Below are 23,202 nucleotides of genomic sequence, written 5' to 3'. Positions count from 1 at the left end.
GAAAAAGGTGGAGGTCCGGATCGTCGAAGATGTCATCCGAGCCCACGCCGAAGGTGCGGCTTTCTGCTGGGCGCAATTCAGCTTGGCCCTTCAGACCGATCCGGTTGACCAGGTCGTGATTAATCGGCGTCGTACCGAGACGGAGGCGCATCTGGACGGTCTGCGTATTGCCGGCACCGCCGCCTGGCCCATCCTGATCGACCAACTTGAAACATACGAAGAGCGGGGTGAGATCTTTGCCGCCGCGATCCTTGCCTTTGAACAGTCGAATGAACGCCGTCTGCTACAAGTTCTGAGCCTTGCCGAAACAGACGAAGGCCGGGAGGGCCTGCGCGGTGCGATCGCATGGGCCGCTCCGGAACTGACCGCACCATACGTTCGCAAATGGCTCGATTCCCCGACACCGGCATTGCGATGGTTGGCGGTCGCGGCATTTGTTGATCGCAGTGCCGACCCGGGCACGCGGCTGGAGCGCTTGTTATCCGATCCCGACGACAAGGTGCGCGCGCTGGCTTGCACGGCTGCGGCCAAAGCCCACCGCGACGACACGGTGCCGCGATTGCGCGAACTTCTGGAGACGTCCAGGGCCGAAGTGGAACTTGCGGCGGCAACTGGTTTGCTTGAGTTGGGGCACCCCCCGGACGACACTCTGACCACGCCACTCCGGCGGGCCGTACTGGCCGCTCCTGGCAATGTGCCGCTTTTGAGAAAACTGGTCCGCGCAAGCCCCGCGAAAGATATCCGCGCTTGGTTCGCAATGCTGCTGCAAGACAGCGAAACGGCCCCAATCGCCGTCCGAGGTGCGGGGCTGCTGGGGGACAAGACGATCGTGCCCTGGCTTGTCGAACAGATGCGCGAGCCGGCATTGGCCGACGCCGCTGGCCGTGCATTTCTCGACCTGTTTCCCGAAGCTTGGGAGGCCTGGGACGACTTGACTTCGCTCGACCCCAAGGACCACGGCCCGGCATTCGTCGAAGCTTTTGGCGACGAGATGGAGGTTCTGCCGATTGCGGTCAGGATCGCCGAATTTTTCGAGAAAGCGTAATCCGGTCAAAAACCGAATTGTTCCCGTGCCCAATCTGGGTATCCCGGCGACTCCGGCAAGAAACGCGTATACCAACTCTCTTGGGCAACCGCGTCAGCGAGGAGATCGTGTCCTTTGAAATGAACTACCTCCTGCGGAGTGTGTAGAAGACCGGCAGAGTTCAGACGAAGCGCCAGTTCAGTCTGAAGCCTGATGTCCGGACGGCGGTTCATGTCCAGTATTTGCGGATACTCACTAAGGCGAACAAACGTTCCGCCCTTTGCATCATGGTCCAAAATCAACCCCGTGTCGGAACCGGGGAAAGCTAAGAAGGTATCTCTTGGCAAACCCAAATCAGCACCACAGTACATTATCCAGTAAACGCCTGCGGCCCGACGCCCAAGGTCGATGCAGACGCATTCCGGGTTGGAGATATCTAGCCCCCAGTAACGACGGGCGCGCAATGTTGCCTCGACACTTTGTGTCGCCGCGATTGACGGGCTAACGAACGCAAACGAAGCCCCTAAAAGATCGGTTGTTCGCGCGAATAACCGCTGGAGGGAACTCGTGTCCTGCTCCAACTCTTGGAAAGGTAACCAGAAATGGAGAAAGCTCATTCGTGTGTTTGGCGGATAAACCGATATGTCACGGCCCCAGTATTGCAACCCGTATCCGGGCGCGGTCCCTCCGTCTCCCTGAATTTCGATAGTGGCGTTCGGCCAATCGGCAAATTCATCGACGAACCACATGTCCAAAAGCTCGTCAAAAGTCTCGGATGTTAGCTCTTGTGGCTGACCTTCGAGATCAAAAAAATACTTCAAGTTGTGCAACCCGGCAAAGCGGGTATAGTTTTCGATGGCCTGTCTCGCCCGACTCAGAATTTCGTGGTGGTTTTCGGCGATAAAGAAGACGGCGCGCAACGTCAGCGGCAAACTTTCGATTGGCGGCATAACACTGGCGTTCATTTGCAAGTCTCACTGTTTTCATGGACCATTTGCGGCTCTGCACCGCAAGCTAGATGTGCTATGTCTTTTTGCGAGTAGCCATGCCAACTTTTGCGGCTGGCCTTTCGTGTATAACAGCCTTGCTTCGCGGAAAATCCGCCATCGCCGTAAACTGGCCATTTTGGGGGCGGGGCTCCTTTCGGAAGCGGCGGGCAGCTTGTTTTCACATCAAAGACGGCATCGCAGTTGCGTGGCTTTCCCACAATGATGTCCGGCCGACAAGCACCGCCCAAAACGGGAACATTGACCCATTCTTGCGTCTTGACCTCGTCAAACACCGGGTCGGGTCCCTTCGCTTTTTCATCAGAAATCTTCTTTTCGACACAGGCATCAATTTCCGCTCCGCGTTCAGCCGCTTTTGAGGGAAAATCGCCCGAGCCTTTTTTTTTGCACCACGCCCCCGTTAATGGCGAAGGGTTCTTGCCATCGGCTTGAGCAGTACAATCCTGAAGCGCCACGCACAGCCATTTTCCAAATTGTCCCACCAGTGCGGGATCCAAGTTGCCGCCCAAATCCACTGTATTCTGATTGTTGTGAAACTTCTTGTCTGTGTGGCGACAGGCGTTCTTGCCGTCCATCTTGACGTCAAAGGAATAGGTGATCCAATCCGTCGCCTTCATGTTGACGTTGGATTTGACGCCGCCGGCCGTTCCGGGCTCGTCCCCGTTCGAGGACTTGTATTGCGAGCCCTTAATCGCGATCATCTTGCCCTTGGCCTTGACCGTCGTCGTGCCGCTGCCCAGCGTACCCTGGTTGGCGATATTCGGGTAAGGGATCGGGATCGGGCCACCGGGCGAAGGCGTCTTGCAGACATCCGGTATCGTCGCGATCGAAATACCGATCGTCGACTTGTAAGTCAGCCCCAGACCGTTGACTAACACATGGCTAGGCATTGGCCCCTCCCGTCGTCGAAGCCAGCATGACAGCCGCCCGGCTGCCATTGTCGGAACTGCCCCAGACCACGGACAGCGGCCCACCAGCATAGCCTCGCTGGTGCGCCTGCATGACCAACCCGACGCAGGCTGGCCCGGTTGCCGCCCCAAGATCACCCCAGCAATCCGCTGGGGTTTCGAACCCGGCCGCATCACGGAACAGCCCTGAACTCCGCATCACCGCAAAACCGTATTCATTGCCCCTGTAGCGTTCGCCGTTCATGTCGCAGAGAATGCGATCAACCGGTTGCTCTGGGTCTGGCAAAGATGTCCGAAGCGCGGCCAGCACGGACCCAAGCCCTTCGCCCAGGCAGATGGTTTCGGTGCCGACCAGGTTTTCCTCCTTGGCTGTTGCCGTTGCCACGACCGTCAACATTGGACGCAACCCCAACCTGTCTGCGGTGTCCTTTCGCGCCATCAAGCAGAAACCGGCCCCCTCGCCCGGGCAAAACCCATATTTGTTCCCTTCGGAATGCAGCCGCTCGCCTTCATCCAACCATTCCAGCGTTTCCGGAACCAGATAGCTGTCAATTCCACCGACCAGACAAAGTTCCGCTTGTCGTGAAGCCAAGGCGTGTGCAGCGTGATGCATCGCGATCAGACCTCCGGAATGCCCTTCGTCGATGGAACCGCCGCGGGACGGTCCGACATATGCGGTAAGTCGGTCACACAAACCTTTGTAAACCAAATCCGTATGGGAAAGCGATTTTCCAGGTCGGTTTTCCCCGGTCGACATCATGATCGTCATATCGGGCTTACTTGGGTTTTCAAGAACCGGTTTCAGAGCCTCCAGAGCTGCCGAGCAGGCCAGTTCAACTTCACGGTCAATTCCCGACGCGAAAGGTTCGAGCGCGGTATCCCGCGTCACCTTCATCGGCTGGCCGAACCGGTCTATCATGAACGGATGGTCGCCAATCACCGAGATACCGGCCCGGACAGCCGCAGCGCTGGCCGGCAGTGAAAACCCCAATGGTGTCCGCGCCCCGGCCGAGATGATGACGACTTCGCCGGCCATCATGCCGCCCCCAGCCAGACGCCGGTCCGCCGGATCGAGTCGGGAACGCCGACTCGGGTGCGCAAGGATACCGTTGTCGATTTCAACCGTTCCTCATCATAGGGAACCGGTAGTGCAGATAACCAAACTACAGAGAAACGCCGTTCGTCGGGGTAAAGCCATACAGTATGTATCTGGACGTCGCTGCGCCGGGTGGGCCGATTGTAGAACTCGGTCACGATGTCAAAACTGAGGCGCGGCAACAGAAATTGCCAGAAACCGTCCGAGGTGAAGTTCCCCATGCGAACATGTTCGTAGCCAACGAGTGGTTGTTCGCTTTGCTGATCGCGCGGGGCCGCCTGATAGAACTGCCGGTCGAAATCAACCGGCGGAAGCGGATCGCGGGTTTTTTCCCAGACCGCATCATAAGTCCCGGCATATTTCAGCCTGGGTATCCAGTGCCGCGCAACAGGGCCAAATCCGGCGGGTCGGCCGCGTTCAGGTCCAGTATACGGCGCATCAGGGTATTCAAAATTCGGCGCGTTCCCTCCGGCCAGACGGTTTACGTCGGTTGCGAACCCGGTACCAATGGTATTCGCCGGTTCCCAACCCGGATTATCGGGGTCCTGGTCCCAACCGCCATAGGCCCGCCGCCAGCTAAGCGGAATCTTGTCGAATTCCCGTGGCGCACTCATTGCCAATCCGACTGGCCCGACACCCATGCTGCGATCGCCCAGCACCCGGACCCGCTTGTCGATATCGGCAACTTTCAACCGCAATTCGCTCTCTTTCGCCCTGCCGCCGGGGGCATAAGCATGCCCTGCAACAAAGACGTCCGTGCGCGGTTTGAAGATGTTCAGATCGGTTTCCTCTATCAACTCCGCGGTGGGGCCTGACCCCTCATAGACCGGGGATAACGCGACCTGACGCTGGTCGTTTGCGGGAAACTGCACGCCGTCCGGCGCTACCTCAAAAGTCCCCTTGATCACCACCAGCCAAGTTTCAGCTCCGCTTTCATCGCGGGTCCAGCCACGGTCGGCTGCAAACGGGGTATTGTTGAACAACAACCACATGAGGGTCTCAGCACCCAATCCTATTCGAAAACGTAATCGAAACCGTTTTCACCTCCGGTGACCGTGACCTTGGAAAAGCTCTCGCCGCTCAACCGTCCCTGCAACAAGCGACGGCTCAATTCCGGCATCAACGTATTGGTCAGGATGGCGTCGATCATCCGGCCGCCACTTTCAATCTCGGTACAGCGTGCCTTGATCAGATCCATTGCGCCCTCGCCTAGCACAAGTTCGGCATCGTAGCCCGCCTCGAGCCGATTAGCGATCGAGCGCAGCTTGTGTCCTGCGATTGCCTCGATCATCGCATCCGACAGTGGATAATAGGGGATTGTGACGACCCGCCCCAGCAAAGCCGCCGGGAAAACCTTGAGCAAGGGCGCCCGCAAGGAGGCGGTCAACTCCTCTTGATCTGCGGTCTTGGCCCCATCCTCTGTCATCGCCATGATCTCTTCAGACCCGACATTCGAAGTCAAAAGGATCAGGGTGTTTTTGAAGTCGATCCGGCGACCCTCGCTGTCGTCCATCATCCCCTTGTCGAAGACCTGGAAAAAGATCTCGTGCACATCCGGATGCGCTTTCTCAACCTCATCCAGCAAAACGACGGAATAGGGTCTGCGACGCACTGCTTCGGTCAACACCCCGCCTTTTCCATATCCGACATATCCCGGCGGCGCCCCTTTCAGGGTGCTGACAGTATGCGCCTCCTGATACTCGCTCATGTTGATCGAGATAAGGTTGTCTTCTCCGCCAAACATTTGCTCGGCAATTGCCAGCGCGGTCTCGGTCTTGCCCACACCCGACGGCCCGCACAGCAGGAACACGCCAACCGGTTTTTCGGGCGCCTTCAGCCCGGCAGAGGAGGTCTGGATGCGGTTTGCGATCATCTCCATCGCGTGATCCTGCCCGACGACCCGTTCGGTCAGGGCCGCAGCCAGATTCAGAGCGCGCTCGGCCTGGCTGGCCAGCATCCGACCCATCGGAATGCCGGTCCAATCCTGCACCACCGAGGCAACCGCCATCCTGTCTACCGAAGGCAGGATCAACGGGTTTTCACCCTGCGCCTTGGCAAGCTCGACCATCCGTTCCCGCAAGGTGGTCAGCGTTTCCTCGCGGTCGAATGGGGTTTCTTCCGTTGCTTCCGTCACTTCGTCTTCGGCCTCGGGTCCCGATGCCTCAACAACCGGCGCATCGCCAACCACGCCGGTGTCATCCAATGCCGCACCAGCCCGACGCAGTTGGGCGCGCAGGTCGAGGATATCGGCAACCAACCCCTTTTCCGCCTCCCAGCGCGCATTCGCGGCATCCATGTCCGCCCGTGCGGCTTCGAGCGCGGCTTCGACATCCGACTTGCGTTCGCTCACGTCAATCCCGATGGCCTCTTCGCGTTCGATAATGCCCTGTTCGATCTCCAGCGCGGCAAGCCGGCGGTCGATATCCTCAACCTCGGCCGGTGTCGCATGCTGCGAAACCGCAACCCGGGCACAGGCGGTATCGAGCAGGCTGATCGCCTTGTCCGGCAATTGTCGGCTTGGGATGTAGCGATGCGACATGGCAACGGCGGCCTCGATCGCCTCGTCCAGAACCTCGACCTGATGGTGTTTTTCCAGAACACCCGCCACACCCCGACACATCAGCACCGCATTGGCCTCGGAAGGCTCTTCGACCTTCACGACCTGGAAACGACGGGTCAAGGCCGGATCAGGTTCGATATGTTGCTTGTACTCGGCCCAAGTGGTTGCCGCGATGGTCCGCAACTCGCCCCGTGCCAGCGGCGGTTTCAGCAGGTTGGCAGCATCCCCGGTACCAGCCGCCCCACCTGCCCCGATCAGCGTATGCGCCTCGTCGATGAACAGGATGATCGGGACGTCTGAACTCTGCACCTCTTCAATAACCGATTTCAGACGCTTTTCGAATTCGCCCTTGACCGAGGCACCGGCCTGCATCAGCCCTATATCCAGCATCTGCAATTCGACGTTTTTCAATTGCGGCGGCACGTCACCCTTGGCCAGACGCTGGGCGAATCCTTCGACCACAGCGGTCTTGCCCACCCCCGCCTCGCCGGTCAGGATCGGGTTGTTCTGCTTGCGCCGCATCAGGATGTCGATGATCTGGCGAATTTCGGCGTCTCGGCCCACCACCGGGTCCATCTTGCCGCCGCGCGCGCGCTCTGTCAGGTTGACAGCATATTGCGACAACGCCGTCTGCCCGCCCGGTTTTGGTTTCGCCTTGGGTGCATCGCCTGCGGCATCGCCGGTTCTTTCCAATGACGCCGCCAGCAGATCGTCGAGTTGCCCGGACATGGCGCTGGCATCCAGCTTATCGAACTCCAGACTGATCTTGAACAGCAACCCTTCGAGGACGGGCGTCTGCAAGGCCGCGAGCAGGATGTAGGCAGAGCGAATCTGGTCGTCTCCGAACTCCAGCGAGCCAAAGTTCCAGGCCTCTTGAATGGCGCGGAAGATATGATCGGAAAATTCTTCGACCGATCCCGCACCATGCGGCAGCGCATCTGTTGCCCGCAGCATATCGCCTTCGAGCTTGCCACGGTCCACACCCGCCGCTTCCAGCAACAGGGCAAAATCGGATCTTTCGCTATCGGCCAGCGCGGTAACAAAATGCACCAGTTCGACATAGGGATTGCCGCGTCTCTTGGCCGCTTGTGCCGCAGCTGAAAACGCTTTCAGACAAACCGGGTTAAGTTTGCCCACAAGTTCCTTGCGCTTGACTGTCCCCTGCGCAGCGCGTGCCGCCATGCCAGACCTCGTTTCTGAAAAATGTTGTTGGAACCAAGTTCCGGTGAAATAATCGACACATTGCTATTCCGGTAAGTGTAAGCCGGATTTCCGATTGAATCGACATTTTTTCTTGGAACCTGCCTCAGCTTACGGAGTCTCTCAGATGATCGATCCGCTGCCCTCCGACATGTTCCGCCCAGGGCAGGTTCTGAACAATACTTACGAGATCCAGGGCGTCCTGGGGCGTGGCGGAACGGGCGAGGTCTATCTTGCTCGGAACCAGATCACCGGACGCAGTTTCGCCATCAAGGCGCTGAATGCCCGGTTTTCGGGCAATGACGATTATCTGGAACTGATGAAGCGCGAAGAAGAGATGCGCAGCATCGTGAATGACGCGGTGGTTCGTTATGCCGATTGTTCAAAGGCGGACACTGGCCAGGTCTTCTTGGTGATGGACTACATTGACGGACCGTCGCTGAATGATGTGATGTTCGAACGCCGCCCCACTGATCGCGAATTGATGATCATCGTGCATCGGGTTCTGGAAGGGCTCGAAGCCACGCACGCGCAGGGCATCGTTCATCGAGACCTGTCACCGGACAACATCATCCTGCGCGGCGGTGAAGCCGAACGTGCCACCATTATCGACTTCGGGATTGCCAAGGACACCTCTGCCGACGCCCGCACCATCGTCGGCAACGACTTCGCCGGAAAATACGAGTTTGCGGCTCCGGAACAATTGGACGGGAGGTCCGAATTCCGGACCGATTTCTATGCCCTGGGAGCCTCGATCCTGGCAGCGGCCAAAGGTGAAATCCCCGATGTCGGCACGACTCCGGGCGAGATCATCAGACGCAAGCAGCAACCGCTGGACACCTCGCGGCTGCAAGAGCCGCTCAAGGGGGTGATCGACTGGCTGAGCGCTCCGAAGCTGGAGGACCGCCCTGCCTCGGCCCGCGACGCACTCAAGCGCCTGGATGCGGTTCTGAAGCCGGAAACCAAGGCCAGAAAGGACCGTGACGAAAACGGCGGCAAGCGCGCCAAAGGGCTGATCACCACCCTTGTACTGGGCCTGACCGCGGGTGCGGTGGCAGTGGGATACATTTTGTACAAGGATCGTCTGTTCCCGCCGCCATTGCCGATTGCCTCGCCCTACAGCGTGGCCGCCAGTTTCACGGGTGGCGAGTTGACCCTTGCGGCGAACGCCCCGGATGCCGAAACGGGAAACGCCCTCAACACAGCGGCCAGTCGGATCGCCGGGACAGCGCTCAAAACCAGCGAAATCGAATTGGCCCAAGGGATGCCTTCACCGGACTGGCCCGGGAAAATCGAAGAGTTGCTGGCGCTTTCCGCCCGTCTTGAGGAATGGCAGCTCAAGGTCGAAGACACCCAGGCATCGCTGACGGGCCTTGCGCCCAATACATCGCTCCGGGACGACCTGCAAACGCGGATCAATGAATGGCAGCAGATGTCGGGTTTTTCGGTCCGCACCGATTTGACAGCCGGCCCAGTGACCCTGACTGCGCAACAGATACAGGAACTGATCGCACCCCTGACCACTTGTGGCCCGCTGAACCAAGCGGCCGGCCTGGAGGCCACATATAAGCTGGGCGACCCGATTACTCTTTCCGGCGATGTGGAACAGCCAGAGGATAGCACTATCATCCGAGAGTTCCTGAAACCCCAGATCGGGGACCGGGATTTGCGTCTGGACATCACCGTTCTCAATCCCGACCTGTGCGCCATCCGCGCGGTTCTTCCTCCGACTCCGGCCGAAGCCTTGTCAATTCGCCTCGCCGATGGGGCCAGCGGGGAGACATCCTTGTCCGGGGTTTTTCATACCGGCGAGAACCCCGTGGTCGACATTCGGATCCCCGCCTCAACCGAGGGCTCGCTGTGGGTGATGGTGGTGGACAACACAGGCAAGGTCTTTCACGTGTTACCCAACATATCGCGAACCGAACACGATCTGAGCGGGCTTGGAACGATCAACAATGGGCTGAGAGACATCCGTGTTCTTTGGTCTATCCCCGAGTTTCAACAGGACAACAGCCGCCTGGCCATGCAAGTCACCGAAGGGGACTATGGCAAGAGCGAAGTCATCGCCATCCTCAGCCGGACGCCTCTCTTCGACATGCGCCGTCCAAGAGATGAAAGCGTTTCTTCTGTGTCCGAAGCCTTGGCCGAAGCGTTGCAAGGTCGCGAAACTGATATCATTGGCTTTGCCAGCCGGATCATCGAGGCGCGGCAGTAGGCCGGACAGATTAGGCACGGTTTTTCTTGCCGCCGAATGGCGCAGGGTCTTACGCTGTGGAGAGCAATCTAGGGGTAAACCATGTCTCATCCGCCCGTGTTCTCATCACCATTGCTAAAGAATTGCCCGGCTTCGCTGCCTCCGACCGCGTATTACGAACAGACCTGGTTTGAGAGAGAACGGGAGAAGATCTGGCACAGGGAATGGGCCTATGCCGGGCGTCTTTCAGACCTTCCGGAAAACACTCTGCGCCGGGTCGAGATCGCCGGTCAGCCGGTCATGGTCGCGCGCGGTCAAGGCAACGATATTTCCGCGTTTCTGAACGTCTGTCCTCATCGCGGGTCAGAGCTTTGCGGAGTGCAGGACAGGGCCTATAACGGCAAGCTCATCTCCTGCCCCTATCACGCCTGGTCCTTTGACATGGAGGGCCGCCTCAGGTCGACCGCATATGCAACCCCTACGGATGATTTCGACAGGGACGCACACGGGTTGATCCCGGTCTCGCACAAGGTCTGGAACGGTTGCCTGTTCCTGTGCCTTGACGAAACACCACCCGAATTCGCACCGGATCTGGGCCTTGCCGCCCTGGACAACTGGCCAATGGAGCAGCTGGGAACCGGTCATTCCCGAGACATCGAACTGGCCTGCAACTGGAAAGTCTTTTGGGAAAACTACAATGAATGCCTGCATTGCCCAGGCATTCACCCTTCGCTCAGCAAGCGGGTTCCGGTCTACAAGCAAGGAATAATGTCCGCCGAGGAAGCCAGCGGAACACCCTACGACGGTCCGATTCTGGAGCCCGGCACAGAAACCTGGACGATCAATGGTCAACCCTGCGGGCCTGTGTTTCCCGACCTGTCCGCGGTGGAACGCGCGGCCGGACACACCTTTGTCACGATCTATCCAACCGCGTTCATCGTCGCGCACGTCGATTACGTGCGCATCGTCTCGCTGACGCCGGTTTCACCCGAACGCACGCGGCTGAAGGCGGAATGGCTTTTCTTGCCCGAGACCCTGGCCGCTCCCGGCTTCGATCTGGACAATGTCGTCGATTTTGCGGCCGCCGTGTTGGAAGAGGACGGTGCCGCCTGCGAGATGAACCAAAGGGGGCTTCGTGTTTCCCGATTCCAGGGCGGCCGCCTGATGCCGCAAGAGTTTGACATCAAGCGGTTTCACGACTGGGTTCTGGCTAGGTTGGGCGATTGAACATTGGCCGGGCCTTATGTCCGGCCTGCGAGTCGCTGACATGCCCCATCGGATCGGTCGTGGTGCCCATGACATCGACCAGTTGCATTGCGCCAAATACCAGAGTGCCCCGTTCAAGGATTCCGGCCAATTGCGCAACCGGCAGTCTCTTACCGATCGCATTCCCGCCCTGGTCGATCACAAACGTGTCAAGATAACACGTCTGCGGATGACGGGTCAGTTAGTCCTACAATTCGGAAAGATCCTCAAAGCGCATCATGGTTTCCGCGCAAACAGATGCGATGGGCAATGCTCGCCAGTTTCGAGAACGCTGATCATCAATGTCCAGGTGTTGATCTGATAGTCGATGTAATCCTTGCCACAGGCGGCACAGAACTCGGCGTACCGAGTATGTTTCAACTCCTTCAACTCGGCCCTTGCGCGCTCCAGATACCACGGGTTGCGGGAAATGACCCGGACGTCGGTGAACCCAGCGCCTTCCATGGCGGTACGATAGCGGTCCGGCGACCCCATCGCGAAACCCAGATCCTCGGCCGCGACATAGGCTGCCATCTCAGGCGACATGGGGCCATCATGGCCGATCATCCAGTCGCCAACAGCAACCTGCCCGCAAGGGGCAAGGACACGATAGATCTCGGCAGCAAGCGCATCCTTGTCGGGAACGTGCAGCAAAGAGTCCTTGGAGAAGACCAGATCGAAAACACCGTCATCGAACGGCAAACGCCCGGGATCGGCCCGGACGAAACTGGCGCGATCGCCAAACCCCTCCTCTCTCGCGCGGCGGGTCGCGACCTCGACCACAGTCCCCTCGACATCAAAGCCTACGATGGTTTTCAGGGACCTCGTTCGTGCCAGATGCAAGGCGTTGCCGCCTGATCCGCACCCGATATCCAGCACCCGCAGACCGGCAAAATCGATATCTGCAACAATCCGATCCACCTCGTCGGTGCCGCCCGGGGACAAATGTCCTTTGCCCCATAGAAGCTCAAGGAATGTGATCGCGTGTTCGTCGTAATCGGGTTTTTGCGCTTCTTCCGCTGTCTGGGCCATGGCTCTGATCCTTTGCTGACCTGCGGCAATGCTAGCCGCGGCTCATCACTTCACGCCAGCTTTCATCTTGCTTGCGTCGCGAGTCTAGACTAAAATTTATTTGACCGCTCAAAAAAATATTGGACAGGAACATGACAACGGAGCGTAGTGAGAACCGGCCGCAAAGTGCCGAGACCACCTGGGATCGCGGTGGTTTGCCGGCATGGGGATACTTCAGCCAGGATCTGTTGGAGCAGGAAAAAGAAGACCTTTTCCGACGCCATTGGCAGGTGATCTGCCATGTCAACGACATACCCGAACCGGGCGACTTCTTTACCTGTGATATCGTTGGCGACCGCGCGCTTATAGTTCGCGATTCCCAGGGTACTGTTCGCGCCTTCCACAATCTGTGCCGCCATCGCGGCAGTCGGGTATTGGGTGACGAACATGGAAACTGCCGCAATTCGATTGTCTGTCCGTTTCACGGCTGGGTCTACAATCTGGACGGCACCCTTAGAAGCCCTGCGCAACCCGACAGCCTGCCCGACTTGGACCCGGTCGAATGGGGCCTGAAACCCTTGGAGTTCGAAATCTGGAACGGCTTTGTCTTTGTCCGTTTTCAACCAGGTCCGCAGCCCTCGGTGGCAGAGCTGCTTGGCCGGTGGGAGCAGGAACTGGCCCAATACAGGATGGACCGGATGGTGCCAGATGGAAATGGCGCCTGGTCGACCGAAGTCGAAGTGAACTGGAAGTGCATTCGAGACGTGGACAACGAAGGCTATCATGTTCCGATGGCGCATCCCGGGCTCGATGACCTGTTCGGCCGAAACTACTTCGACGAGCCTTTCCGAGATGGGACGTCACGCTCCTTTTCTGGCTTCCGGGCGGGTGACGGCCGTCTCTGGAGCGTTCGGAACTACAAGAAGATCCTGCCGGATGTTCCGGAGCTGGATGCCGACCACAAGCGAGCCTGGCTCTATATCGGCGTATTCCCGAACTTCGTTTTCGGGCTCTATCCGGACTCGATCTATTTCTATCAGGAGATCCCTGTTGCGGTTGGCCGTACCATCCAGCGCGGCGCTGTCTATCGCCATCCGGAAGAAGACCGCCGCATGCGAGCGGCACGGTATCTCTCTGGCCGGATCGACCGCATCACATCTCGCGAGGACGAGATGCTGACGAAATGGACCTGGGAGGCCGCGTTTTCATCTGCGTATGACGGCGTTCTTTTGTCGGATCTCGAGCTTGGGGTCATGAGTTATCATGACCAGTTGCGAGACGTCTTTCCCGTGCTGACAGAGGCAGAGCCCGAGCCCGGGACATTAAAGGAACGCAATGATGTCTTGCGGGCGAAGGCCGGGCAATCCTGGGAATTGCCGACATAAGTAAACACGATAATCTGTCGGAACCGTGCCCCGGAACAAGGCCGGACTGACAAACAGGGAGTTGCGCAACTGATCGACCGTGACCAAAGGCAAGGCCTGATACTCGTCGGCCCACCATTTGCCTACGCTCTTCTGCTCCTCGCCGCTCCGCTGGCGATGGTGGTAACCTTCAGCTTTTGGACCCAGAACTATCTGGATCTCGACACGTCCTTTACCCTCGCCAACTACCGCGAAGCCTGGACCGATCCGCTGTATCGCGAACTCATGCTGCGGTCACTCAGGATATCGCTGATCGTCACCATTGTGACAGTGCTGCTGGCCTTTCCCATCGCCTATCACGTCTCGTTTCACGTACATCAGCGCAAGGCGCTGTGGCTTTTCCTGATCACCGTGCCGTTCTGGACCAGCTATCTGCTGCGGGTATTCTTGTGGAAGGTGATCCTGGGGTACAACGGGGTTCTGAATTCGGCGCTGCTTGGGCTTGGCCTGATCGACGAGCCGCTTTCCTTCATCCTCTACAACGCGAACGCCGTGGTGATCACGCTCGCCCATGCCTGGGCTCCTTTTGCGATCCTGCCGATCTTTGTGGCGTTGGAGCGGATCGACCGTTCGTTGCTGGAGGCGGCCAAGGATCTTGGCGACGGACCGGTACGCAGCTTCTTTCGCGTGACATTGCCGCTGGCGATGCCCGGTGTCGTCGCGGCCACCATCATCGTCCTGATCCCGACCGTGGGCGATTACATCACCCCGCGCCTCGTTGGCGGAACCGAGGGGCTGATGATCTCGAACATGATCCAGGTGCAGTTCGGCAAGGCAAACAACGCCCCGCTCGGAGCAGCGCTTGCCGTATCCTCGATGTTCATCGTTGGCGGGATCAGCCTGCTGATCTTCTTCGCGACACGCAAAATCGGGCGCGGAGGCGCAGACTGACCATGTCGAACCGTCGGAACAAATTGAACTGGCTGAATGTCTACGCGGTCGTCTATATGGTGTTTCTTTATGCACCGGTCGTTCTGCTGCCAATTTTCGCCTTCAACAGCTCTACCATCATCGCCTTTCCGCTCAGCGGTTTCACGACCGAATGGTTCGGGGTCCTGTGGACGACCGAGGCGCTGCACAATGCGGTTCGGAACAGTATGCTGGTTTCGGTCTCAACCGCGATCATCAGTACGGTTCTGGGGCTTTTCGCCGCCCGTGCCGTCGCCCGGTACACGTTCCCTTTTCAACGGGGGATCATGGGGCTGGTCATGCTTCCCCTCGTCCTGCCCGAAATCATCATCGCTGTGTCCCTGCTGATCGTTCTTATCCAGCTTGGCCTCAGCCTGTCATTGTGGACGGTCGTTCTGGGGCATGTCCTGATCTGCACGCCGTTCTCGATCGCGGTCCTCAGTTCCGCCTTTCGCGGCCTTGATCCAAGTATGGAAGAGGCGTCTTTCGATCTTGGCGAGACACATTGGGGCACCTTCCGCCGCGTGACCTTTCCACTGGTCATGCCAGGTGTAATCTCGAGCCTGCTGATCACTTTCACGATCTCGCTGGACGAGTTCATCATCGCCTTCTTCCTGACCGGCACCGATGTCACCCTGCCCGTGTACATCTGGAGCCAGCTGCGCTTTCCGGCAAAACTGCCCAGCATCATGGCGCTGGGGACCATCCTTCTGGCTCTGACCGTGGTCCTGCTCATCCTTGCCGAATTCTTCCGCCGCCGTTCGGCCACACGCCGCGGTCTTGATGCCTCGACAACCGAAGGGCTGATCTGAAAATGCTCGATACTGAAAAACCGCACGCACGCACGATCATCGACCTGGACGGCGTCACAAAGAGTTTCGGTTCCGTCCAGGCCCTCAAGGGGATCACGGCAACCATTCGCGAGGGCGAGTTCTTCTCGCTGTTGGGTCCCTCGGGCTGCGGCAAGACGACCCTTCTCCGGATGATCGCGGGGTTCGAGGACCCAACGACCGGAACCATCACCATAGATGACAAACCGATGGCCGGGATCGCCGCCAACCACCGGCCCACCAACATGGTGTTCCAGAGTTATGCGATCTTCCCGCATCTCAGCGTGGCCGACAATGTCGGCTACGGGCTGAAGAAACGCCGCCTACCAAAGGCCGATTACAAGCGCGAGGTGGAACAGGCGCTCGCGATGGTCGATCTTGGTGGATACGGCCCGCGCGCAGCCCATACGCTCTCGGGTGGTCAACGCCAGCGGGTCGCCCTCGCCCGCGCCCTGATCATGAAACCCAAGGTCGTTCTGCTGGACGAGCCGCTATCCGCGCTGGACAAGAAACTGCGCGATCAGATGCAGCTGGAACTGCGGCAGTTGCAGCGCTCGGTCGGCATCACCTTTATCCTGGTGACCCATGACCAGGAGGAGGCCCTGATCATGTCTGACCGTATCGCCGTGATGTTTGACGGGCAGATCGAACAGCTGGCCACGCCCGAAGAGCTCTACCGCCGCCCCGTAAACCAAAGGGTTGCGTCCTTTATCGGAGTGATGAACTTTCTCGGGGCACAGGCCACAGGATCGACCGATACCCATGTTTCGCTCGACGTCCAGGCATTGGGAAAGATCGACATTCCCCACTCGGGCCTGCCCAAGGGCATGAAACCCGAGGATATACACCGCGTGGGCGTGCGGCCCGAGATGATGACCATCCTGATCGACGGCGCCCCAAGCGCCGAGCGCATCGTCGAGGGCGAAGTGACCGAGACATCCTATTACGGTGACATGACCTATTATTCGGTCAGGCTGAACGGTCTGGAAACGCCGGTCACGATTTCCATGCGCAACACGGCAGGCCGGGCGGTCCTTCGCCCGGGCGAGACCGCACGCGTCGGTTTCGCTACCGACTCCATCATCGTTTTTCGCTGAAACGATGGCAGATTTCCAACGTCCCGCTACAAAGGAGGTTCAGCATGACTGGAAAACCCTCACTGCATCTTACTCCGTGGCAGGATGAGGTCACCGATCTGATCGCGGCATACAGGCCCGGCTACGCACTGGAGCAGCCCTTTTACACCTCTGACGCCGTCTTCCAGCGTGATGTCGAACGCGTCTTTTTGCTGGAATGGCATCTTGCCGGGCACATCAGCGAATTGCCGGATCCGGGCGACTATCTGTTGTTCGACCTATTGGGTGAAAGCGTGATCGTGGTTCGTGACCGCGAAGGGGCGTTCCACGCCCTTGCAAACGTCTGCCGCCATCGCGGATCGCGCGTCTGTCTGGAGCCCCGCGGGAATGTCAGCCGCTTTTCGTGCCCTTATCATGCCTGGGTCTATAACCTGGATGGCAGCCTGTTTTCAGCCCGCCTGATGGGGGCCGAGACGAAGAAGGCCGATCTGGGGTTGAAGCGGTTCTCGGTCGAGGTCTTCCACGGGCTGATCTACGTGTCCTTGTCGGACACGCCCGAGGATTTCTCGACCACCCGCACGTTGCTGGAACCGATGGTTGCTCCCTTTGGTCTGGCCCAAACAAAGATCGCGGCGCGGGCCTCTTATCCGGTGGCCGCCAACTGGAAGCTGCTCGTTGAGAATTACAACGAGTGCTACCACTGCACATCGGCCCATCCCGAGTTCTCGCGCAGCCACGTGATCCATCTGCCCGACCGATTGCACGAACCGCTTAATGCCGAGGTCGGCGCAAGAGCGGCGGAAACAGGTGCCCCGGCGGAACTGCTTGACGCGACCGGGCCGAACAAACCGAAAGGGTCGATCGACACCTACTATCGCCGGTATGCCTTGTTCGACGGATACCAAACCGGTAGCGAAGACGGCAAACCCCTGGCTCCCTTGCTGGGGGATCTCACCGGGTGGGATGACGCGGCGTCGGACATCTATGTCGGCATCCTGAACCCGATGCTGGTCTATGCCGATCACGCCGTTCTCTATCGCTTTGTTCCCGTGGACAAGGACAACTCGATTCAGGAGATCATCTGGCTGGTGCACGAGGACGCGGTCGAAGGGCGCGATTATGACAAGGATCGCCTGACCTGGCTGTGGGATGTGACCACCGAAAGCGACAAGCTGATCATCGAAAAGAACCAGGAAGGGGTGAATTCGCGGTTCTACGAACCCGGTCCCTTTGCCCCGATGGAAAGCTATACCCAGTGGTTCGTTGAAACCTACCTTCGGTCGATTGCATGAAACAAGGCCGCCCGGAACGTGTCCGGGCGGCCTTTTCAAATTTCGAACGGGTCAGAACCCGGCCTTGATCTTCTCGAAATCGGCGATCAGTTTCTCGCGCAGATCGGAACTGGTCGGTGCCTGCCACAGGGTACCGGCACGCAGTTTGTCCGAGGTTTCCAGACCCACGGCCGCCAGATCTTCGGCGCTCATCTTGCTCATCGCTGCTGCGTTTGAATGGCCATAGCCCCAGGCAGAAACGATATAGTCGGCGGTTCGCGGCGCCAGCCAGGCGTTCACGAAATCATAGAACTTGTCTTCGTTGCCCGGCGCGTCGGCCAGTTTCGAATAGCCGCAGACCCAGCTCGACGACCCTTCGTCGGTGTCCCGCTTCATTGCGATCGGATGACCTTCGGCGCTCATCGTCGAGAAGGTCTCGTTCCAGGCCCAGGCCAGGTAGACCTCGCCGCTCTGCATCATCTGCGCCAACGAGGCGCCATCGGTCCAATAGGCCCGCATGTTCTGGTGAACCTGCCGCAGGAAATCAGAGGCCGCCTGAACCTGCTCGTCCGTCACGTTGGTCCAATCCCGCACACCCGTCGCCAGGAAGCCAAGCGCATAGGCGTCATCGACGTTGTCCGGAATCGATACCCGACCGGCGTGCTTAGGGTCGATAAACGCCTTGAGCGATTGCACGTCCTCGGGTTTCAGCAGTTCGGTGTTGTAGGTCAGCGCAGTATTGCCCCAATCCACAGGCACGAAGTACGGCTTGCCGTCTTGCCAATAGGCCTTGATATCGCGGAACCCGGGCTCAAGATTGTCCCACTCGGTGATTTTCGAAGTATCGAGCGGCGCAAGCAGTCCGGCTTCTATCCATTTCGGAACCGATTGCGAGCAGGGATGTACGGCATCCGCCTTGAAACCTGCACGCAGCTTCTGAAAGGCTTCCTCTTCATCCGAGAAAAAGGCGAAGGTCGGGCCGTCACCATGTTTCTCGGTGAAGTCGACGTAGAACTCGGGATCTTCATAACCGGCCCAGTCGAACACGACCAGTTCGGCGTCTTCGGCAAAAGCGGCACCCGCCACCAGACTGGCCGAAATCAGCAACGCATTTCTGAGGTGTTTCATCCATTATCTCCCTGTTTGGTCCTTTTGTTATAGTCTGTATTGCCTCATTCGAGTGTTTCCCGAATCGCGTATCAAGGACCCGCAGCCCCGATTTAACGGGGTGGCGCGGCGCCCAGACAAGCTTTTTGAGCAGTCCGAGCAAAAGCGAAATCCAAGCGGATCAACCATCAATCCCCATTTCTCGCGAAACCTGTTCCAGCGCGCCCTCGATGATGTCGAACATGGTGTCAATCTGAGGTTTCGAGATGATCAATGGCGGCGAGAATACAGCCATGTTGATAAGCGGTCGCAGCAGCAGACCGTTCTCTTCACAGATCGTGTCTAACCGGGTGCCGAAATCGCTGTCCTGAGCCAACGAAGACCGGCCTTCGGTCACCTTTCCCTCGATACATCCCAACAGCCCCATACCACGCAGGTCGCCCACGATCGGGAATTTCTCGAAACTGCGCAGCCGTTCCTGGAAATAGGGCGTGACCTCGCGCACGTGGCCCAGGATATCCTCGCGCTCCATGATCTCGATATTCTTCAGCGCGGCGGCGCAGCTAACGGGATGCGCCGAATAGGTATACCCGTTCGAGAACAGAACCTCCTCGGGACCGGTCATCTGTTCCATGATCCGATCCGAAATGATGCAGGCGCCAAGCGGCAGGTAGCCTGAGGTCAGCCCCTTGGCGCAGGTGATCATGTCGGGCACGATGTCAAACACGGGTTCCGAAGCGAACCAGTGCCCCAGCCGCCCGAAACCGGTCACCACCTCGTCAGAGATATAGAGCACGTCATGCTTGCGGCAGATTTCCAGCGTGCGCTTGTGATACCCCGGCGGCGGTACGATCACGCCGCCGGAACACAGGATAGGTTCAGCGATGAACGCGCCGACGTTCTCGGGGCCAAGCTCCAGGATTGCCTGTTCCAGATCGTCGACCTTCTGATCGCAGAACGTCTCGATGCTCATGCCTTCTGGGCGGCGATAAGGGTCGACGTCTGGCAGAAAATGCACCAGCCGGTTCTCCTTGTCGAACCGGGTGCGGTTGCGTTCCTTGCCGGAAACGGTCGCCGACAGATAGGTCGAACCGTGATAGGCGCGTTCGCGGGATATCACGATCTTCTTGTCCGGCATGCCGCGCCGGTTGTTCAGGAAATGCATCGCGCGCAGCGCCGTATCGACCGCCGTCGACCCGCCGGTGGTAAAGAATACGGTGTTCAGATCACCCGGCGCGAATTCAGCCAGTTTGCGCGCCAGGATCGCGGCCGGCTCTGTCCCCGTCGAAAAAGGCGAGGAATAGGCCAGTTTCATCACCTGATCGGCGATGGCATCCGCCATTTCGTGCCTGCCATGACCGATCTGCACGCACCACATGCCACCAGGGCCGTCAATCATCCGGCGGCCGTGGCTGTCCCACATATAGATGCCATCACCGCGGTCGATGATCTGCCCGTCTTCCTCGCGCCAGGTGTTCATCATCGACCAGGGTTTGAGATTGTGCAGGCGGTCCCACTCGTGCAGCTCTTCTACAGAGGGGCTGTTGCTGATGGGTTTCAAATGAGCTCCAGACATGATTTGATCTTCTTGCTTCTTCAAAATGCGGCCGGCGGCGTCGCCCGGGCGCGGGGGTTGCGGAAGAACGGCTGCGACAAAACAGTCGCGCGCGCCATGCGGCGCTGCCAGACGCCTTCCTGATTGAGATAGATTTCGACCCAGAGGTCACTGGTTCTGTCGGTACCAAAGGGCGCACGGATCTCGGCCAGCGCGATATTGCGCTTGAGCGTCGGCGACCACATGGCCGAGGTGACGTGCCCGACTTCGCGTTTCTTTCGGTGATAGATCAGCGCATCCGCAGCTGGTTTGAACCCGCCGATGTCGAGCTTGACGATCATGGAACGTGGGCCGCGTTTCGCGTGGGCCGCCAGCGCACGGCGACCGTTGAAATGCCCCTTGTCGAAATCGACCAGCCAGGCAAAACCCAGTTCCAAGGGGGTCCGCCCACGATGCAGCCGCAATGTATGATGGATCGGTTGAAACTCGACGCCGGCGGCAATGAAGCCGGCTTCGATCCGGGCCATGTTCAGCGCATGGTAGCCAATGGCGCGAATGCCCCAGATCTGCCCCGCATCCCACAGCCGATCCCACAGCGCCAATGCGCGGTCTGGCGAGATCCACAGTTCATATCCAAGATCGCCGGTAAACCCGGTACGCGAGATCACCAACCCCGGCTCGACCTCGGCCAGGTCAAACGGGCGGAGAGTGTCGATCTCGAACCCGGCGCCGCGCAACACCGAGGCCGAGGTCGGCCCTTGTAACGACAGACCCGCAACATTGTGAGACTCGTCCTCGATCTGAGCATCATAGCCCCAGGCCGCATCCAACAGCCACGAGAACTGCGGTTCCTGGCAACACAGGCGGAACTCGGTTTCCGACAGCCGGAAGAGTGTTCCGTCGTCGATCACCATGCCATCCTCGTCGCACCACATCACATAGGCGACGCGCCCCGGCGCCAGTTTCCGCACATCTCGGGTCACAAGCCGGTTGAGCATCGCCAGCGCCTCGGGACCCGAGATCCGGTATTTGTGCATGGGCGAGATATCGAACAGCGTCGCTTGATTTCGGATCGCGAAATACTCGAACTCCATCGTGTCCAGCACGGCGGGCGAGATGTAACCCGCCCAGTTCATCCAGTCCTTGGTCCGACTTAACAGCTCCAGCCGGGGTTGGAACGGTGTCGGGATCAGGCCCAGCGGGATATGTTCGGGGGGCAAATCGTGGCGTGTATCCTTCATGCCGCCATCTCCTTCAATGCCTTCAGCGCGGCGTTCCGGCCCGGTGCGCCTGTGACATCGCCACCCGGATGCGCCGCAGCCCCCGCAAGGTACAGTCCCGCCGGCCCGAATCCGTAGTGGGCCAGCCCATTGGCGGGGCGCACCGACATGAGTTGGTCGAAACTCATCTCGCCATGATGCCAATGCCCACCCGGCGCACCGGTCTCAGACTCGATATCGCCAGGTGTCAGCAATTCGCTGGCCGTGACCATACCGGCAAGTCCCGGCGCGAACCGGTCCAGGGCGCCGACGACTTGATCGATCACAATCTGGCGCGCGGTACCGGTCCAGCCACCGTCGGGGGCATAAGGGACATATTGAACAACCGCCGATACCACATGTTTGCCGGACGCATCCGGCGCGGTCAGCGTCGGAACCACCGCCTCGATGATCGGCATCTGAGTAATCTCGCCGTATTTTACCGGATTAAAGGCCCTTTCAACCGCGCGCACGGACGGTGCAATCAACAGTCGCCCGGACGCCTGTTCACGCGAGAGGCCGTTGAACTCGGGCGCGCCGCTCAGAACCAGGTTCACCTTGGCTGCGGTGCCCTTGGTGCGGAAATTGCGCAACCTGCGGACAGCTTCGATGTCGTAGCTCTCGTGACCGGCCAGCATCATGCTTTGCGCCGCACCCGCCGTCGACAGCACCGTCGCCGCCGATACCCGCGTGCCATCGGCCAACTCGACGCCCGTAACCCGATCCCCTTCGATAACGATCCGCTGGACGGCGGCCCCGGTCCGGATCGTTGCGCCCCGGACCTCTGCTGCCTTGGCAAACGCGGAAATCACCGCGACCATTCCGCCCGCCGGTAGGGCGGCGCCACCGCCCTGCGCCAAACGGTAGATCAACGAAAACACCGTTCCCGGCGCCGACGGCCCCGCCCAGGCCCCGCGCACTGCATCCGCTGCCAGCGCACCGGCCAGTGGCCCGTCAGCCAATTCGTCCAGGATCAGATCCTGCGCGTTGGACAGTACGATCCGCAGGAACTCGCGCATCTCGGCCTTGCCCATCAGACGCAACCGCAAACCAAGACGCGCCAGCGCGCCCAGTTCACCCGCCTGTGCCAGACTCAGCGACCCGGACAGGTCCGGCGGCGCTGCCTGTGCAAGCTGGCCCAGCAAGGTACCAAACCGCACGAGCCTTTGGTACAAGGTCGCAAAGGCCGCGGCATCCGGGTGTGCTGTGCCATCGGCGAACCGGGCCTCGGCCCCTTTCATCACCACGTGCCGACCATCCTCGGACAAGGCAACCGTGGGCATAGGTTTTGCATCCAGTTTCAGACCCAGATCCCTGACCACGGCCGGATTCAGGTTGTAAAGAAGATGGGCCAGACGGGGCAGCTGAACTCCGTTCAGCATTCCTGTCGCCATCATGCCGCCCAGCGAGGTACTGCGCTCCAGCACAAGGACCTTTTTGCCCTTGCCCGCCAGAACCGCCGCCGCCGTCAGGCCATTGTGCCCCGCCCCGATCACGATCGCATCGAACTGTTCCATCGCTCG

Annotated in this window: 18 protein-coding genes; 8 read left to right on the top strand and 10 right to left on the bottom strand. The window is 59.4% G+C overall.

Annotated features, from left to right (window positions below):
* Window positions 1-7 precede the first annotated feature (7 nt).
* Window positions 8-1,045, top strand: a complete 1,038-nt coding sequence (locus tag G0P99_RS25050; protein WP_164129802.1) for a HEAT repeat domain-containing protein — start codon at window positions 8-10, stop codon at window positions 1,043-1,045.
* A gap of 5 nt (window positions 1,046-1,050) precedes the next feature.
* Here G0P99_RS25050 and G0P99_RS11250 read toward each other — a convergent pair whose 3' ends face one another.
* The 5 genes from G0P99_RS11250 to tssH are packed head-to-tail and all read right to left on the bottom strand — an operon-like array spanning window position 1,051 to window position 7,777.
* Window positions 1,051-1,989 carry a type VI immunity family protein gene (locus tag G0P99_RS11250; protein WP_164129800.1) on the bottom strand — a complete coding sequence of 313 codons (939 nt, stop codon included), beginning with the start codon at window positions 1,987-1,989 and terminating at the stop codon, window positions 1,051-1,053.
* Window positions 1,986-2,921 (bottom strand): DUF4150 domain-containing protein, encoded by a 936-nt coding sequence (locus tag G0P99_RS11245; protein WP_164129797.1) that lies wholly within the window; start codon window positions 2,919-2,921, stop codon window positions 1,986-1,988. Before G0P99_RS11245 ends, G0P99_RS11250 begins: the two co-directional genes overlap by 4 nt.
* Window positions 2,914-3,975, bottom strand: a complete 1,062-nt coding sequence (locus tag G0P99_RS11240) for a beta-ketoacyl synthase N-terminal-like domain-containing protein (protein WP_164129847.1) — start codon at window positions 3,973-3,975, stop codon at window positions 2,914-2,916. The genes G0P99_RS11245 and G0P99_RS11240 overlap by 8 nt, the downstream gene beginning before the upstream one ends.
* Complete coding sequence (locus G0P99_RS11235) at window positions 3,975-5,027, bottom strand: DUF2169 domain-containing protein (RefSeq protein WP_164129795.1); 1,053 nt, start codon at window positions 5,025-5,027, stop codon at window positions 3,975-3,977. Before G0P99_RS11235 ends, G0P99_RS11240 begins: the two co-directional genes overlap by 1 nt.
* Window positions 5,028-5,047: 20 nt before the next feature.
* Window positions 5,048-7,777, bottom strand: coding sequence for a type VI secretion system ATPase TssH (tssH, locus tag G0P99_RS11230; RefSeq protein ID WP_164129792.1), 2,730 nt, complete (start codon window positions 7,775-7,777; stop codon window positions 5,048-5,050).
* Window positions 7,778-7,922: 145 nt separating this feature from the next.
* Between tssH and G0P99_RS11225 the strand changes: the two genes are divergently transcribed.
* Both G0P99_RS11225 and G0P99_RS11220 read left to right on the top strand, forming a co-directional pair.
* Entirely contained in the window at window positions 7,923-10,013 is a 2,091-nt protein-coding gene (locus G0P99_RS11225; RefSeq protein ID WP_164129790.1) for a serine/threonine protein kinase, read from the top strand.
* Between the two features lie 81 nt (window positions 10,014-10,094).
* Window positions 10,095-11,219, top strand: coding sequence for an aromatic ring-hydroxylating dioxygenase subunit alpha (locus G0P99_RS11220; RefSeq protein ID WP_164129788.1), 1,125 nt, complete (start codon window positions 10,095-10,097; stop codon window positions 11,217-11,219).
* Between the two features lie 255 nt (window positions 11,220-11,474).
* Here the strand turns inward: G0P99_RS11220 and G0P99_RS11215 are convergent, their stop codons facing one another.
* Window positions 11,475-12,269 carry a class I SAM-dependent methyltransferase gene (locus G0P99_RS11215; protein ID WP_164129786.1) on the bottom strand — a complete coding sequence of 265 codons (795 nt, stop codon included), beginning with the start codon at window positions 12,267-12,269 and terminating at the stop codon, window positions 11,475-11,477.
* 131 nt (window positions 12,270-12,400) lie between these two features.
* On the opposite strand from G0P99_RS11215, the gene G0P99_RS11210 reads away from it, so the two are divergent.
* The 5 genes from G0P99_RS11210 (at window position 12,401) to G0P99_RS11190 (ending at window position 17,779) form a co-directional block, all read left to right on the top strand.
* Window positions 12,401-13,633: an SRPBCC family protein gene (locus tag G0P99_RS11210; RefSeq protein WP_164129784.1), complete on the top strand. Its 1,233-nt coding sequence runs from the start codon at window positions 12,401-12,403 to the stop codon at window positions 13,631-13,633.
* Between the two features lie 156 nt (window positions 13,634-13,789).
* The gene (locus G0P99_RS11205) at window positions 13,790-14,563 is read left to right on the top strand and encodes an ABC transporter permease (protein WP_164129783.1); all 774 of its coding nucleotides are present in this window, start codon (window positions 13,790-13,792) and stop codon (window positions 14,561-14,563) included.
* A 2-nt stretch (window positions 14,564-14,565) separates the two neighbouring features.
* Window positions 14,566-15,393 carry an ABC transporter permease gene (locus G0P99_RS11200; RefSeq protein WP_164129782.1) on the top strand — a complete coding sequence of 276 codons (828 nt, stop codon included), beginning with the start codon at window positions 14,566-14,568 and terminating at the stop codon, window positions 15,391-15,393.
* A gap of 2 nt (window positions 15,394-15,395) precedes the next feature.
* Window positions 15,396-16,508, top strand: a complete 1,113-nt coding sequence (locus tag G0P99_RS11195; protein ID WP_164129781.1) for an ABC transporter ATP-binding protein — start codon at window positions 15,396-15,398, stop codon at window positions 16,506-16,508.
* A 44-nt stretch (window positions 16,509-16,552) separates the two neighbouring features.
* Complete coding sequence (locus tag G0P99_RS11190) at window positions 16,553-17,779, top strand: aromatic ring-hydroxylating dioxygenase subunit alpha (RefSeq protein WP_164129780.1); 1,227 nt, start codon at window positions 16,553-16,555, stop codon at window positions 17,777-17,779.
* A gap of 51 nt (window positions 17,780-17,830) precedes the next feature.
* Here G0P99_RS11190 and G0P99_RS11185 read toward each other — a convergent pair whose 3' ends face one another.
* The 4 genes from G0P99_RS11185 to G0P99_RS11170 form a co-directional block, all read right to left on the bottom strand.
* The gene (locus tag G0P99_RS11185; RefSeq protein WP_164129779.1) at window positions 17,831-18,886 is read right to left on the bottom strand and encodes an ABC transporter substrate-binding protein; all 1,056 of its coding nucleotides are present in this window, start codon (window positions 18,884-18,886) and stop codon (window positions 17,831-17,833) included.
* A 160-nt stretch (window positions 18,887-19,046) separates the two neighbouring features.
* Window positions 19,047-20,441, bottom strand: a complete 1,395-nt coding sequence (locus G0P99_RS11180) for an aminotransferase (RefSeq protein ID WP_164129778.1) — start codon at window positions 20,439-20,441, stop codon at window positions 19,047-19,049.
* Window positions 20,442-20,461: 20 nt separating this feature from the next.
* The gene (locus tag G0P99_RS11175) at window positions 20,462-21,661 is read right to left on the bottom strand and encodes an aminomethyltransferase family protein (RefSeq protein WP_164129776.1); all 1,200 of its coding nucleotides are present in this window, start codon (window positions 21,659-21,661) and stop codon (window positions 20,462-20,464) included.
* Complete coding sequence (locus G0P99_RS11170; RefSeq protein WP_164129775.1) at window positions 21,658-23,196, bottom strand: NAD(P)/FAD-dependent oxidoreductase; 1,539 nt, start codon at window positions 23,194-23,196, stop codon at window positions 21,658-21,660. The genes G0P99_RS11175 and G0P99_RS11170 overlap by 4 nt, the downstream gene beginning before the upstream one ends.
* Window positions 23,197-23,202 lie beyond the last annotated feature (6 nt).

Source organism: Ruegeria sp. PrR005 (assembly GCF_010500245.1).
Lineage (GTDB): Bacteria > Pseudomonadota > Alphaproteobacteria > Rhodobacterales > Rhodobacteraceae > Ruegeria_B > Ruegeria_B marisflavi.
The sequence above is the reverse complement of the archived record's forward strand: the minus strand, read 5'-3'. Positions and strand labels throughout refer to the sequence as shown.